At 72.2% G+C, this 13,924-nt stretch carries 13 protein-coding genes; 8 read left to right on the top strand and 5 right to left on the bottom strand.

Features of this window, described 5'->3' with window-relative positions; all coding sequences use genetic code 11:
• Positions 1-35: 35 nt before the first annotated feature.
• Complete coding sequence (locus JAP66_RS19770) at positions 36-1,817, bottom strand: AMP-dependent synthetase/ligase (protein WP_199433279.1); 1,782 nt, start codon at positions 1,815-1,817, stop codon at positions 36-38.
• 228 nt (positions 1,818-2,045) lie between these two features.
• On the opposite strand from JAP66_RS19770, the gene JAP66_RS19765 reads away from it, so the two are divergent.
• The 6 genes from JAP66_RS19765 (at position 2,046) to JAP66_RS19740 (ending at position 8,577) form a co-directional block, all read left to right on the top strand.
• A complete protein-coding gene (locus JAP66_RS19765) occupies positions 2,046-2,615 on the top strand; it encodes a YbaB/EbfC family nucleoid-associated protein (RefSeq protein WP_199433405.1) in 570 nt (189 codons plus the stop codon).
• 26 nt (positions 2,616-2,641) lie between these two features.
• Positions 2,642-2,947 carry a type VII secretion target gene (locus JAP66_RS19760; protein ID WP_199433278.1) on the top strand — a complete coding sequence of 102 codons (306 nt, stop codon included), beginning with the start codon at positions 2,642-2,644 and terminating at the stop codon, positions 2,945-2,947.
• Positions 2,947-6,768 (top strand): DUF8616 domain-containing protein, encoded by a 3,822-nt coding sequence (locus tag JAP66_RS19755; RefSeq protein WP_199433277.1) that lies wholly within the window; start codon positions 2,947-2,949, stop codon positions 6,766-6,768. The genes JAP66_RS19760 and JAP66_RS19755 overlap by 1 nt, the downstream gene beginning before the upstream one ends.
• Complete coding sequence (locus JAP66_RS19750; RefSeq protein WP_199433276.1) at positions 6,755-7,201, top strand: hypothetical protein; 447 nt, start codon at positions 6,755-6,757, stop codon at positions 7,199-7,201. Before JAP66_RS19755 ends, JAP66_RS19750 begins: the two co-directional genes overlap by 14 nt.
• 69 nt (positions 7,202-7,270) lie before the next feature.
• The gene (locus tag JAP66_RS19745; RefSeq protein WP_199433275.1) at positions 7,271-7,723 is read left to right on the top strand and encodes a hypothetical protein; all 453 of its coding nucleotides are present in this window, start codon (positions 7,271-7,273) and stop codon (positions 7,721-7,723) included.
• A 17-nt stretch (positions 7,724-7,740) separates the two neighbouring features.
• A complete protein-coding gene (locus tag JAP66_RS19740) occupies positions 7,741-8,577 on the top strand; it encodes a ferredoxin (RefSeq protein ID WP_199433274.1) in 837 nt (278 codons plus the stop codon).
• Between the two features lie 156 nt (positions 8,578-8,733).
• On the opposite strand, the gene JAP66_RS19735 is transcribed toward JAP66_RS19740, so the two are convergent.
• The gene (locus JAP66_RS19735; protein ID WP_199433273.1) at positions 8,734-9,126 is read right to left on the bottom strand and encodes a DUF2237 family protein; all 393 of its coding nucleotides are present in this window, start codon (positions 9,124-9,126) and stop codon (positions 8,734-8,736) included.
• Between the two features lie 102 nt (positions 9,127-9,228).
• On the opposite strand from JAP66_RS19735, the gene JAP66_RS19730 reads away from it, so the two are divergent.
• The gene (locus JAP66_RS19730) at positions 9,229-10,026 is read left to right on the top strand and encodes an intradiol ring-cleavage dioxygenase (protein WP_199433272.1); all 798 of its coding nucleotides are present in this window, start codon (positions 9,229-9,231) and stop codon (positions 10,024-10,026) included.
• Here JAP66_RS19730 and JAP66_RS19725 read toward each other — a convergent pair.
• Both JAP66_RS19725 and JAP66_RS19720 read right to left on the bottom strand, forming a co-directional pair.
• On the bottom strand, positions 10,023-10,946 hold the full coding sequence (locus JAP66_RS19725; protein WP_199433271.1) for a PfkB family carbohydrate kinase: 924 nt from the start codon (positions 10,944-10,946) through the stop codon (positions 10,023-10,025). The two genes, JAP66_RS19730 and JAP66_RS19725, sit on opposite strands and share 4 nt — an antisense overlap.
• Before the next feature lie 38 nt (positions 10,947-10,984).
• Entirely contained in the window at positions 10,985-11,584 is a 600-nt protein-coding gene (locus tag JAP66_RS19720) for an NUDIX hydrolase (protein ID WP_199433270.1), read from the bottom strand.
• Positions 11,585-11,625: 41 nt separating this feature from the next.
• On the opposite strand from JAP66_RS19720, the gene JAP66_RS19715 reads away from it, so the two are divergent.
• On the top strand, positions 11,626-12,357 hold the full coding sequence (locus tag JAP66_RS19715) for an SDR family oxidoreductase (RefSeq protein WP_307849632.1): 732 nt from the start codon (positions 11,626-11,628) through the stop codon (positions 12,355-12,357).
• A 22-nt stretch (positions 12,358-12,379) separates the two neighbouring features.
• Here JAP66_RS19715 and JAP66_RS19710 read toward each other — a convergent pair whose 3' ends face one another.
• Entirely contained in the window at positions 12,380-13,768 is a 1,389-nt protein-coding gene (locus JAP66_RS19710; protein WP_199433268.1) for a helix-turn-helix domain-containing protein, read from the bottom strand.
• Positions 13,769-13,924: the final 156 nt, after the last annotated feature.

Here is a 13,924-nt window from a genome sequence, read left to right as displayed (position 1 = left end):
TGAGTGCCTACGCGAGTTCTAACTCGCGTAGGCACTCACAAGTAGAGGGCCTCGATCTCGGCGCGGTACTTCTCCGCGATCGGCTTGCGTTTCAGCTTCATCGTCGGCGTCACCTCGGCGCCGCCCGGCTCCCAGAACGCGGGCAGGACCGTGAACTTCTTGACCTGCTCCACCCGCGCCAGCTTCTCGTTCGCCGCCTTGATGCCGGACTCCACGGCGGCGCGCAGTCCCGGGTCGGCGGCGAGCGCGGCGGGCGAGGTGTCGGCCAGCCCGTGCTCGGCCGCGTAGGCCGCGGCGGCGTCCGGGTCCAGGGTCACCAGCGCCACGACGTAGGGCCGGTTGTCGCCGATGGCCACGGAGGCGCCGACGAGCGGGCAGGAGACCTTGATCGTGTTCTCGATGTTCGCCGGGGACAGGTTCTTGCCCGACGCGTTGATGATGAGCTCCTTCTTCCGGTCGACGATCGTCACGAACCCGTCGGCGTCGACGGTCGCGACGTCACCGGTGTGCAGCCAGCCGTCGGCGTCGATGGTCTCCGCGGTCTTGTCCGGCTGGTTGCGATAGCCCTTCATCACCAGCGGCCCGCGCACCAGCAGCTCGCCGTCGTCGGCGAGCCGCATCTCCGTGCCCCGCAGCGGCTTGCCCACGGTGCCGATTCGGAACGCGCCGGGCCGGTTGGCCAGCGCGACCGCCGAGGTCTCCGACATGCCCCACACCTCGTAGACCGGGGTCCCGAGGGCGAGCACCCACTCCAGTGCCTCGGGGGCGATCGGCGCCGCGCCGGACGCCGCGAACCGGACCCGCTCCAGGCCGAGCTTGGCGCGCACCTTGCCGAGCACGAGCGTGTCGGCGAGCCGGTGGCGGGCGCGCAGCGCGGCGGGCACCGGCTCGCCCGCCGACTCCAGCCGGACCTTCCTGGTTCCCACGTCCAGTGCCCACGCGGCGAGCCGTCGCTTGGTGCCGTTCGGCTCCGCGGCGAGCGCGGCCTCGATCGTCGCCTTGACCTTGTACCAGACTTGGGGTACCGCGCCGAAGAACGTCGGCCGGGTGTCCGGCAGCGCCGCGATCAGCTGCTTCTGGTCGCTCACCGTCGTGATCTGCAGCCCGGTCACCAGGTTCTGGTAGTGGGCGCCCCAGCGGTTGGCGACGTGCGCGTCCGGCAGGTAAGACACCACGCTGTCGTCGCCGGTGATCGTCGCCAGGTCGAGCATCGCGTCGATCTCGGCGAGCATGTTGGCGTGCGTGAGCTCCACGCCCTTCGGGGGGCCGGTGGTGCCGGAGGTGTAGATGACGGTGAGCACGTCGTCGGGCCGCACGGCCTGCCAGGTCCGCTCGAAGTCGAACTCCGGAGCCGGCGTGGCCTCCAGCTCCGCCAGAGTCAGCGCGCCCTCGGCCGGGCCGTCGACGCAAACCAGCCGCTCCACCGCGGTGCCTGCCGCCGCGGCGGTGCGCAGCTTGGGCAGGAACTGCTCCTCGCAGATCACCACCCGGGCACCAGAGTCGCGCAGCACGTACCCGACCTGCTCGGCGGCCAGTGTGTTGTAGATCGAGAACGGCGTCGCGCCCGCGTGCACGGCACCGGTGTCGGCGAGGTGGAACTCCGGGCGGTTGGTGAGCATCAGCGCGACCGTGTCGCCGGGGCGCACGCCGAGGCCGGCAAGGCCCGTCGCGATGCCGCGCACCCGCTTCGCGTACTGCTCCCAGGTCACGGTCACCTGATCGCCGGGCGTGCGCAGCGCCACCGCGCCGGGTGCCCGCGCGGCGGTCTGCTGGAAGGCCGCGCACAGACTGCGTGCCGTGGGGACGTTCACGTTCATCGGGAACTCCACTCGTCGGGCGATGCGGACAAGGGTGAGCCGCGGGAACGCTATTGTCAAGCTGTCAATAACTTCATGATACTGACGACGCCACCCACCCCTACCGGGGCACGGTGGGGGAATGGGATGCTGTGGCCGGTTCGGACCAACTTGCGCGCTGGCGGAACCGACGGCCGGCGTGCGGCGTCATTGTGCTGAGGTCAGCGAGAACTGGGGGGAATGAGCGCGATGCCGGACAACGTCGACGCCAGCGAGCGCATGGTGGATGACTGGACCCGGCGTGTCCAGGAACAGGCTGAGCGCTACCAGGCGATGGCCGCCAGGGTGGAGGGCCTCTCGGTCACCGAACGCTCCCGGGACGGCGCGGTCGAGGTGACCATCAGCTCGAAGGGGCTGCTGACCAACCTGGTGATCGCGGAGAGTGCGCAGGGCAGGCGCATGGCCGAGGTGTCGGCGCTGATCATGCGCACCGTGCAGGCCGCGCAGGCCCGCATTCCCGAACTGCTGCAGCAGGCGATGGCGGAGACCATCGGCACCGAGGACCAGACGGCGAACAAGGTCTTCGAGGACGCCAGGAGGCAGTTCCCGGACCCGCCGGAGGACGAGCCTGCGCCCCCGGAGCCGCAGCGCGAGATGCGCTTCGGGCCCGAGGATGAGGAGCCGCCGCCGGCCGGCCGGCCGGGCGAGCCACCGAAACAGCCCCAGCCTCCTCCCCAGCCGCCGCAGGCACGGCCGCGCAGGCGCGCCGCGCCGGACGACGACGATGACGACTTCGGCGGACGCTCCATCCTGTCCTGATCTCTGCGGCCGGCAAGGGGGACCACATGGCACAAGGCGGTTTCGAGGTCGGCACCGACCTGGACGCGCACGCGGGGCAGCTCGACGGCTGTACCGACCAGCTGCGCCAGGCCGTCGACGCGGCGCGGCAGGTGAGCATGCCCACGGATGCCTACGGGATCCTGTGCCAGCCGTTCCGGATGCTGCTCGACCCGGTCGAGCAGTACGGCATCGACGCGCTGAACGAGGCGGTGTCGGCGATGGAGTCCGCTGCCGGCAAGGTCCGCAAGGCCGCGCAGCACTACCAGAGCACCGAGGACGACATCACCTCCACACTGCGGACAGGTGACTGATGGCCGACGGCAACCCGCTCGTCGCGGACGCGCCGCAGGACGGAGACGGCCCAGGCGCCCTGACCGGGGGCAACGGCGAGCACGGCTGGGCAGGCGGCATCGGCATCGCCGAGTCGGCGATCGACGCCTACAACGGCATCTCGGAGGGCAACTGGGTCGAGGGCGGCCTCGGTGTGCTCGGCCTCGCCGCGGAGGGCGCCGCCGCGGCGATCGACCCGTTCGGCTGGCTGATGTCCTCGGTCGCCTCGTTCCTGATGGAGCACGTGCAGCCGCTGAAGGACATGCTCGACTCGGTGGCGGGCGATCCGCCGGTGATCCAGTCGTACTCGGAGACGTGGTCCAACGTCTCGACGTCACTGGAGGAAACCCAGGTCACCTTCGCCAACGCGGTGAAGAACGGAACGACCGGCTGGACCGGTGAGGCCGCGGACGCCTACCGCGACTCCTGCAAGGAGCAGGAAGAGGCGATCAGCGGGGCGGCCACCGTCTCCGGCGCGATCAGCACCGTGGTGATGATCATGGGCGAGGTCGTCGCCTTCGTCAGGGAGACCGTGCGGGACCTGATCGCGGACCTGGTCGGCAAGCTGATCTCCTGGGTGCTGGAGACGGTCTTCTCGCTCGGCTTCGGCACGCCGGTCGTGGTGGCGCAGGCGGTCACCGCGATCTCCAAGTGGGCCACCAAGATCGCCGATCTGCTCAAGCGGCTCCTCGACACCATCCGCAGGGTCTCCCCGCTGCTCGGCAAGCTGGCCGATGTCTTCGCCAGCATCATCAAGGTGTGCGGCAAGATCGCCGGCAAGTTCACCGGCCTCGACGTGATCAGCACCAGGAACATCAAGCCGGGCGGCTTCTTCCAGGGCGGTGGCCCCGACATCCCGACGACCGGCGGCGGGTCCGGCTCCGGCGGGTCAGGGTCCGGTGGCTCCGATGGTGGCGGTGGCTCCGGTGGTTCCGATGGCTCCGGCGGCTCCGATGGTCCGGACTCCGGCGGATCGGACGGCTCCACCACGAACGTCTCCGGCGGCACGAACGGCGCGAACGGCACCGACACACCCTCGACCACCCGTGGCGGCAGCGGCAACGGCAGCGGCAACGGCAGTGCCGCCGGTGCCGCGGACACGCCACCGGTAACCCGGGGAGGCACGTCCGATCCGGACGGCTCGCCGGGCACCCGCGGTGGTGACGACGGCACGTCTGGGGGTGACATGCCGACGACCACCCGTGGCGGAAACAGCGATACGTCCGGTGTGGACAGCCCGTCGACAACCCGTGGCGACGGTTCGACGTCTGGTATGGACAGTTCGACGACAGCTCGCGGCGGGGACGGCGGAATGCCCGGCCCGGCCACTCCCACCACCGCTCGCGGCGACGGCGGAACGTCCGGTGTGGACACACCACCATCCACTCGAGGTGTGGACGGCGGTGCGAACGGTTCGTCCGGTGGCCCGGCCGGCCACAGTGGAGGATCGTCGAGTGCTTCCTCGTCGAACACTCCCGACGGATCCTCGCCGCGCGCCGGCGACGGTGGCCAGTCCGCGCCGGGCTCTCCGGCGCCGTCGCGGGCCGATTCGCCCGCCGCCGGCCACACCGGCGGCGGCGAGCACGGCGGGTCCGGAGCATCGTCGCCGGACGACGGCCAGCACAGCGCCGGCACGCCGAGCGCGGACACACCAGCCCCTCGTGGCGGTGGCGCCTCGGACGGCACGGCCGCGAGCGCGACCTCGCCCGCCGCGCCATCGGCGTCCGCGGCACCGCCACGCATGGGGGACGCCGGTCCGGCCGGGCTGCCTCCCCAGCGCGGCCCGGAGAGCGGCCCGGCCGGCACGTCGCCGCAGCAGGGACAGCCGGTGGCGGGCGGACCCCCCGGTGGCGGTGGTCAGGCGCCGGGCACCGCACCCTCGGGCGGCCGTCCCGGCAGTGGCGGAGGCTGGACGGGTACCCCCGGCGGTCCGGGGGCGCCCGCGCCGCGGACGCCGGAGGCTCCCGGCCGTCCCGGTGCCGCCGGGCAGTCCGGCGGCACCCCGCACGCCGTTCCCCGTGGCGGCCCGAGCGCTCCCGCGCAGCCCGGTCCGCCTGCGCACGCCCCGGGGCAGCGGCCCGGGGCCGGTCCGGACGGTCCCGACCGTGGCGCGCCGCCGAATCGTGGCGAGCAGCCCGGTCCTGGCCCGGACCACCGGGCCGACCCCAACGATCCGGGGAGTCCGCGGACGGAACCGGAACGCCTGACGCCGGACGAGGTCAACCAGCGTCACGCGGACAGCACTCCGGCAGGCAGCTCGTTCCACCGTGGCGACCCGGAAATGGGCGACCTGCCGCAGCGGGTGCGGCCCGATCCGGACGGCCGCTACACGGCGGACGTGCATGTCACGCCGGACGGGCACGCCCGCATCGGTGATCGCCTCTACACCCCGGAGGAGTTCGCCGAAATCCTGCGCCGCAACGGCGACTACGACGGCCGCCCGGTGCGGCTGATCGGCTGCGACGCGGGCTCCAACGACTTCGCCCAGCGGCTGTCACGGGAACTCGACACCGAGGTGCTGGCTCCGAACAAGCCGGCATGGACCGACTCGAACGGGCGTGTCTTCTCGTCCGACTACGAGATCGGCCCGGACGGCAAGGTACGGCCGAGGATCCCGCCGAACGGCGAATGGGACGTGCACCGGCCGGACGGCGCGAGCTCCCGGGCAGCCGACGACGGCTTCACCCCGGACACGGCCGATGCCGACAAGCACGACCTCGACCCGGACGACGCACGCGCGCGTGGCGACGACCCGGCTGCCGACGACTGGGAGGAGTTCGAGGTCGACTCGGACGACTCCAGGTTCGGCGAGCGGCTGGTGGACTACGACCGGCCGGGACACGACCGGCCGGATGCCGGGCCGCCCGACAATCCGTACAACCGCCCACCGGACTCGCCGCAGGAGATCGAGTCCGGCCCCCGTGGCAGGGACCGCACGGAACCCGGCGAGCTACCCGAGCCGGGCGAGGTGCGCACGGTCCCCAAGGTCCTCGAGGGGCACACCCTGCCGCCGGACCACACCCGGCTGGCCCCGAACACCGAGTACCACGTCACCAACAAGGCGAAGAACGGGGAGATCGCCTCGGAGACGCGCTTCTTCACCGACGAGCACGGCAAAATCAGGTGGGCGGAGCTGTCCCCGGGCACGGGGCGGCTGGACAGCGGCGGCAAGGCCCCGGCCAACCCGGACTTCAACTACCCGCTCCTGCCCGATGTGAAGTACCGGGTCGACAACTTCAACGACCCGACGAAGAAGTGGGACTTCCACACCGACGACCGGGGCCAGACCGAAGCGATGACGGGCCGGCCCGAGTACCGGGCCAAGGACGACGACTACCGGGACGACGGCGGCAAGTTCAGCGGGCAGGGCCGGGCGGGCCACGAGGGGCAGGCGGCGTACCGGAACGACCCCGAGCACGGCGAGGTCAAGTGGGCGGGCGGCCACTTCGCCGCCAACGAGTCCGGCGGCCCGCCCGGTTACGGCAACATGCACCCGCAGATGGCGTCGTCCAACAGCGGTCACGAACGCGACGGCTGGAGCAGGGAGGAGACCTGGCGCGCGCAGGAGGAAGAGCTCAAGGCCTATCACTCCCCGCCCGAGCGCGAGGTCGAACTGCTGCAGGCGGCTGCACCCCGCCGCGAGGCGGACGGCATCCCGGAAGAGGTGACGATGCGGTGGCGCATCACCGAGGTGGACTCCGAGACCGGGCAGCAGGTCACGAGGGTCTTCGAGCGGGTCTTCACCAACGTTCCGGAGAACGTCGATTTCGGAGTACCGGTGAGGCGATATGGCGAGTCCTGAGCAGCTGACACAGGACGTGTGCGACGCGCTCGCGGCGGCCGCGCCACGCGGCTGGCGGCGGGTCCGGCTCAGGGTGTGGGGCAGCGTGGTCACCTACCAGCTCGAAGCCACCGTGGCGATGGCCGACGGCAGCTCGCCCGTGCTGGAGCTGCCACCGCTGACGGGGACGCTGGCCGAGCTTCGGGCCCGGATGTACCGGCCGGGGAGGGGAACCTGGTTCTCCGCGAGGTTCGAGCTGCGTTCCGGCGAGCCGCCCGAGGCGGACTTCGACTACGACGGGGACCCGCAATGGTGGCCGGAGGTGCCGCCGTCGCTGTTCGCCCGCGACCTAGAGATCTTTCCCCGGGCCGACGAGCACGTTCCGGCGTGGCTGCGGGCGAGGCTCGACGAGGCGGCGCGCGGTGAGCGGCCCGTGCCCGGCGCGCCCGGGTGAGACCGTGGGCGGTACTAGTGTTCGGCGGGTACTGAGCGCCCCGCACCGAACTCAGGAGGATCAGACACGATGACCACGGGCACGCCGATGACCCCGCCCGAGCAGAACGAGCTGCTCGGGGAGATCACCACGCTGCTCGTCGATCACCTTCCCGAAGGCTGGCGGCGGCTGGTGATGGACTATCTCGTCGTCGGCAGGCACGTCAACGTCGCGGCGGGTGTGCGCATGGCCGATGGCTCGACGCGGCGCTGGAGCCCACCGAAGGAGTCGGCGCGGCTGTTCTCCAGCCTTCGGTCGGGCATGTACGTCGAGGGTCGCGGCACCTGGTACTCGCTGGAGCTGATCGTCGATCCGCCGGCCACCTACTCGGTCAGGTACAACTGGGACGACGAGCCCGGCTTCCGGTCGGCGCCGGACCCGGAGCACTTCCGGCTGGACCAGGAACGTTTCCCGCGCGACGAGGAGAACATGCCCGCCTGGTTCCGGGACAGGCTCGCCACTGCACCGCCTGCGGCCAACTGAGCACGAGAGGACGGGTCATGAGCCGGCCACCGGTGCCGCTGACTGCCGAGCAGCAGCAACAGCTCGTGCAGCAGATCGGCTACGCGTTCGCCACCGCCGCGCCACGCGGCTGGCGGCAGCTGCGTGCCGAGTACCGTGCCGTCGGCAGGCACATCGAGGTCGACGCGGTCATCACCGGTCCCGACGGAGTGCCGCGTCCGGCGCGGCCGCCCGAACCCGCCGTGCGACTCCTCGGCACCCTGCGGTCCGGGATGTACCGGCCCGGCCGCGGTACCTGGCTCGGCGCCGTCCTCGTGTTCGACCCGGCGGAGGGACCCAGGGCCGAGTTCGGCATCGATGCCGAACCCCGGTGGCGCCGTGTCCCGCCGCCGGTCGGCTTCCAGGACGAGCTGCGGTTCTTCCCGCGTGCCGACGAGTACATCCCGGACTGGTTCCGGCTGCGGGCCGGTCTGCCGGCGGCCGGCCCTGAGCCCGGGCTTCGGACGCCGCGGGTCTACGACGGCCTCGACGAGGCGGGCAGGCCGGTGGTCGAGCGCCCGCCGCTGGCTCCCGCGGAGCGCGATCGCGTGCTCGGCTACCTCGAGGCGGCGCCGGTCGTGCTCGCGGCGCGCAGTTACGACGACGACGTGTTCGATCCCGGCCGGCCACCGTCGGTGCCGCTGAACTTCCGTACCGACGGCACCTGGGTCTGGCCCGGTGCGGTCGCCTACTACCTGCGCGAGCACGAGGTCGCGCCCGACCCGGACCTGCTCACGCACATCCGCGCGCGGAACTTCACCGTGCCGGAGGTGGGCGAGCCGGCCAGGGAGCTGGCCGTGGCCGCGGTCACCGGGCAACCGTCCACTGAGGGCTGACCGCGACGGTCAGGATCAGCGCGAGGAACGGGGGCGAGCAGGTCGGCGAGGGCGCGGATTCCGGCGACCACCACGACCAGCGCGGCCATGCCGAGCACGAGCCCGCGCGGCAGCCCGGGTTCCGCCGTTCCGTGCCGGGAGCCGGGGCCGGCGGGCTCAGACAAGCCCGCTGGGATCCGCCGGCACGTCGACGGCATGTTTCCTGAGGGCGTCGAGTGGCACCACGTCGAGCGCCTGGATGTGGGTGGCGGCGAGCACCACGGGGGGCGCGGCGCCCGCCTCGTACGCCTCGAGCCACCGCGCGGCGCACACGCACCAGCGGTCTCCCGGGTTCAGTCCGGCGAAGCCGTACTCCGGCCGCGCGGTCACGAGATCGTTCCCGGCCGCCTGCTGGTGCGCGAGAAACTCCGCGGAGACGACGGCGCACACGGTGTGGTTACCGAGGTCCTCCGGTCCGGTGTTGCAGCATCCGTCGCGGTAGAAACCGGTCACTGGGTCGGTGCCGCACGCCTCAAGCTGTTCTCCGAGTACGTTGCGATCCGTTGTCATGTGTCAAGCCTGGCACGGACTCCATGGATCCGGCAGCGCGCCCCGCGGGGTTCCACAGCGTGCCCACGGGTGTCACACAGGCAGGTGGGCGAAGCTCTTCCCATGACGCACGAACACCACGGTCACGACCGGGGCCTCGCCTTCGATCTCGCCACCCTCGGCAGGCGGCGGGCTCTGCTGTTGTTCGGTGGGGCCGGCCTCGCCGCTCTGGCCGGCTGCACGAGCGGCTCCACCGGTGCGCCGGTGAGCGCGACCACCGCGGAGACCGCCGCGGGGTGTGCCGAGATCCCCGACGAGACCGCGGGCCCCTTTCCCGGCGACGGTTCCAACGGGCCGAACGTGCTCACCGAAAGCGGGATCGTCCGCAGTGACATCCGGTCGAGTTTCGGTGCCGCGTCGGGCGCCGCCCAAGGGGTGCCACTGACGATCACACTCGCGGTGCGCGATGCCGCGTCCGGCTGCGGACCGCTGCCCGGTGCTGCCGTCTACCTGTGGCACTGCGACCGGGACGGGGAGTACTCGATGTACTCGCGCAGTGTCGGCGACGAGAACTACCTGCGCGGTGTGCAGGAGACCGACGAGCAGGGCAGGGTCAGCTTCGTCAGTGTCTTTCCCGGCGCGTACGCCGGGCGCTGGCCGCATGTCCATTTCGAGGTGTACGCGAGCCTCGCCGAGGCGACGGCGGCAGGTGAGCCGGTCAAGACCTCGCAGCTCGCGCTGCCCGAGGACGTGTGTGCGGCCGTCTACGCGACCGACGGCTACGGCCAGAGCGTGCGCAACCTGGCGGGGATCTCGCTGGAGGCGGACAACGTGTTCGGCGACGGCTGGGAGGCCCAGCTCGCCACGGTCACGGGTGACGCGGAGTCCGGCTACACTGCCGAGTTGGAGGTGCCGGTCTAGGGCAGCCGGTCGAGCTGGGCGTTCACCGCTTCGGGTGTGAGGTTCGGCCTGCCACCGGCGTGACCGACCGTCGCGCCCGCGGCCGCGACGGCGAGCCGGGCCGCCTCGTGCACGGGCCCGTCGCGGGTCAGGGTCGCGGTGAGCGCCGCGACCAGGGCATCGCCTGCGCCCGTGGTGTCGACCACGCCGGTGTCGACGAGGGGCAGGAACTCCCGGCCACCGGGGTGGACGAAGACGTTGCCCGCTCCCGCGACCTCGAGCACGACCAGGGAGGGCCCCTCCTTCAGCAGTTCCCCGGCCGCCTGTATCCCCTCGTCCTCGGTGCGCACCGGGCGCCCGGCCAGTTGCCCGGCCTCACGCGCGTCGGCCCGCACGACGTCGGCGTTGGCCAGCAGCGGCGCGCGGTGGGCTGGATCTTCGATGGCGCCGTCCAGCACCACGCGCGCACCGGCGGCTCGAGCCAGCCGCGCGGCCGCGAGCGCCATGTCGGCCGGCTGCTGGAGCTGCACGACGACCGACTTGGCCGCGGCGATGGCCGTGCCGGACGCCGTCACGTCTCTCGTCGTGAGCAGGGTGCTCTCGGGGATGTGCTCGAGGTAGCGCCACTTTCCGTGGTCGTCGACGATGTCCACGATCAACGCGGTCTCGGTGCCGGAGCGGCGGACGGCGCTCGCCGTGTCGATCCCGTCGAGGCCGGCCTGCTCCAGCAGCTCGCCCGCCACCCGATCGTCGCCGGTGACGCCGAGCAGTGTCACGTCCATGCCGAGCTGCGCGAGCGCGACGGCCTGGTTGGCGCCCTTGCCGCCGAGCATCTCCCGGCGGAAACGCACGTCGGCGCTGCCACCGGCGTCCGGTGCGTCGAAGACACGGAGAACCAGGTCGCGGGCGATCTGCCCGGCGACGACGACATCCACCGGCATGCGTCAGCCGTACCCGCGTCCGCGCTTGGCAAACCGGCTCAGCGCCACGCGAACACGGGTTGCTCCAGGTGGGCGACCCTAGTGTGCCTGCCGTGCAGGGCGACCTCGCGGAACTGGTGCAGGATCGCCGCGGTCGGCGCGTGGACCAGCGTCCCGACGAGGGGCAGCTGGATCACCGGCCGGTCCGACTCGGGAATCCGGACGAACCGGGCCGGCACGTCGAGCTCCCGCAGCGGAATCCAGTGCACGCGTGCGACCTCGGCCGGGTTGGGCCGCACTCGCGGCGCGGCGCCCGCCCAGACGACCAGCGGTGTGATGACGTAGCCGGAGCGGGTCACGTAGTCGTCCAGCCTGCCGAGGACGTCCTGCTCACCGAGGCGGACCCCGAGTTCCTCGTGCAGTTCGCGCAGCGCCGCGCCTTCCACGTCCTCCCCTTCGTCGACGCGGCCGCCGGGCAGCGCGAACTGGCCCGCGTGTGCGCGCAGCATCGCGGCCCGCCGGGTCAGCCAGATGCCGGCCTCGCCGCCGTCGGCGACCAGGGCGACGGTGACCGCCGCGCGCTTGCCGGAGCCGGCCGCAGGCGTCGGCGTGAACCGCCGCAGCTGCTCGGCGACCTGGGTACGGAGCTCCGGCGGCATCGCTCCATCGTATGGCCCTCCGGTACGGGCATACTCGGGCCGTGAGCGGACTCGTGGTGATCACCGGAGGCAGCAGGGGTATCGGAGCGGCGACGGCGCGGCTCGCCGCGACCCGGGGCTGGGACGTGTGCGTGAGCTACCGGCAGGAGGCCGAAGCCGCGGCTGAGGTGGTGGCGGACTGCCGGACTGCCGGCGCGGCAGCGCTGGCGGTGCACGCCGACGTGGCGGTCGAGGAGGACGTGCTGGCGCTGTTCGACCAGGCGCAGGACCGGCTGGGGCCGTTGCGGGGCCTGGTCAACAATGCGGGGATCGTCGCCAGGCAGTCCCGTGTGGCGGACCTCGACGCCGCGCGGATCGGGCGGCTGCTCGCGGTCAATGTCGTGGGTGCGTTCCTGTGCGCGCGGGAGGCCGTGCGCCGCATGACGGAGGGCGGCGCCATCGTGAACGTGTCCTCGCGCGCCGCCGTCCTCGGTGCGCCCGGCGAGTACGTCGACTACGCGGCGTCGAAGGCGGCCGTGGACGCGCTGACGGTGGGGCTGGCGAAGGAGGCCGCCGAGGACGGGATCCGGGTCAACGCGGTCCGGCCGGGGCTGATCGAGACGGACATCCACGCCAGCGGTGGTGAACCCGGCCGGCCCGCGCGGATCGCGCCCACCGTGCCGATGCGGCGCCCGGGCACGGCGGCGGAGACGGCGGAGGCGATTGTCTGGCTGCTGTCCCCGGCGGCGTCCTACGTGACCGGGTCCTTCACCGATGTCAGTGGCGGCCGCTGAGTGCGGCGGCCACCGCTGGGAGCTACTGCTGCGGGATGAACAGGCCCAGCTTGTCGGTGACGTTGCGGGCGACGGCCAGCAGTGTCCGCACCGTCGCGAGGTAGGTGCGCACCTCCTCGTCGGTCGCCTGGCTGTCGCGGCCGACCGGGTCGTGGAGCTCGATGGAGCGGCGCCGGAGCAGGTCGACCTGGGAGAACTGGTGCCCGAACTGAGCGGCGACCGCCTGACCCGCGACGTGGTCGCCCGACCCGGCGGCGGGCCGGAGGCCCTGATGCGCGAGCAGCGCCGAGGCGATCAGCTGGGCGGCGTGCGAGAGCAGCAGGAAGGCGGACTGTGGCGCGGAGCTGGTGAGCTGCTCCGCAGCGACGATGTGCTGGGAAGCCAGTTCGAGGAAGGGAACGCTGTTCGCGGCCGGGCCGCCGACCAGGTTCATCCTTCCCGCGTCGACGAGTTCGGTGATGACCTCGCGGCCGTCGGACCACGGGGTTCGGGCCGCGGGCACCTGCCGTGGCCGCGCGGGAGCCACCTCCACGACGGGCCGGCCGGAGCGCTGGTGGGGAATCTGCCGGTGGTCCATCGGATGGTCGACGGTGTCGATGGAGAAGTGGACGAGGCACTTGAGCCGGGTCTGCGCACGCCGCGCGGCGGTGCCGAGTGTCGTGCGGTCCCTCGCCTGGCCGGGCGCGATGCCGATGAGCAGCTCGATGCTCTCCGGTGCGGGCCCCGCGAGCCCCGCGAAGCGCTCGGCCCACGCTCCGCCGATGACGATCCGGGCGACTCCCGCAACGCGGCCGAACTCCTCGCCGATTACCTGCGGCACGCCGTAGGTACAGCGGATCAGGTCCGTGAGCGGCGCGATCGCGGGCCCGCTCTCGGCGGCCCGCATCAGCCGGATGGTGCCGTCGACGCGGCTGGTCAGGAGGCCGGCGACCTCGAGCAGTCTGCTCTCCTTGTCCACCGAGGCCAGCGAGCCGCCCGCGTGCTCGGAGAGTTCGGAGAGGCTGAACGATCGGTGCGGGTTGAGCAGGGCCGCGGCGAGGATCCCGGCCTGCACGCGGGAGCGGAACACCGGTAGCAGTGCGGGTGCGCCCTGGGCGCGGCGTGCCGGTCCGGGCTTGACCGGGGCGTTGCTGGTCACGACGGCGTGACCGAGACGCGTGCGGCGGCGTGACGCGGCCGCTGCCGCGTCGAGGCGTTCGACAGGTACCCGCAGTACCACCGCCAGCCATTGCCGGGAACCGCGCCGGGGGATCTGATGCCCGCGTTCCCAGCGGGCGACCAGGTCCCGGGTGACGGTGGGCCTGCCGGACACGGTGGCGAGCTCGCGCGCGAGTGTGTACTGGCTGAGCCGGCACTGCTTTCGTGCGGACCGGATGAGCTGGGAGATCGGTTCGTCGGAAACTATTTCCATGATCGTGGCCCACCTTCCTCTGGTTGATTTCGACACTAGGCTCTTTTCGTGGCCGGGTCAGTCCGATTCGCGCACGGCGTACGTCGACTTCACGAACCCCTGCGCACGGGAAGATCCAGAATATGTGTTTCATAAATAGTCGGCCAAAACTCGTCC

The sequence above is a fragment of the Qaidamihabitans albus genome (assembly GCF_016464705.1).
Taxonomy (GTDB): domain Bacteria; phylum Actinomycetota; class Actinomycetes; order Mycobacteriales; family Pseudonocardiaceae; genus Qaidamihabitans; species Qaidamihabitans albus.
The sequence above is the reverse complement of the archived record's forward strand: the minus strand, read 5'-3'. Positions and strand labels throughout refer to the sequence as shown.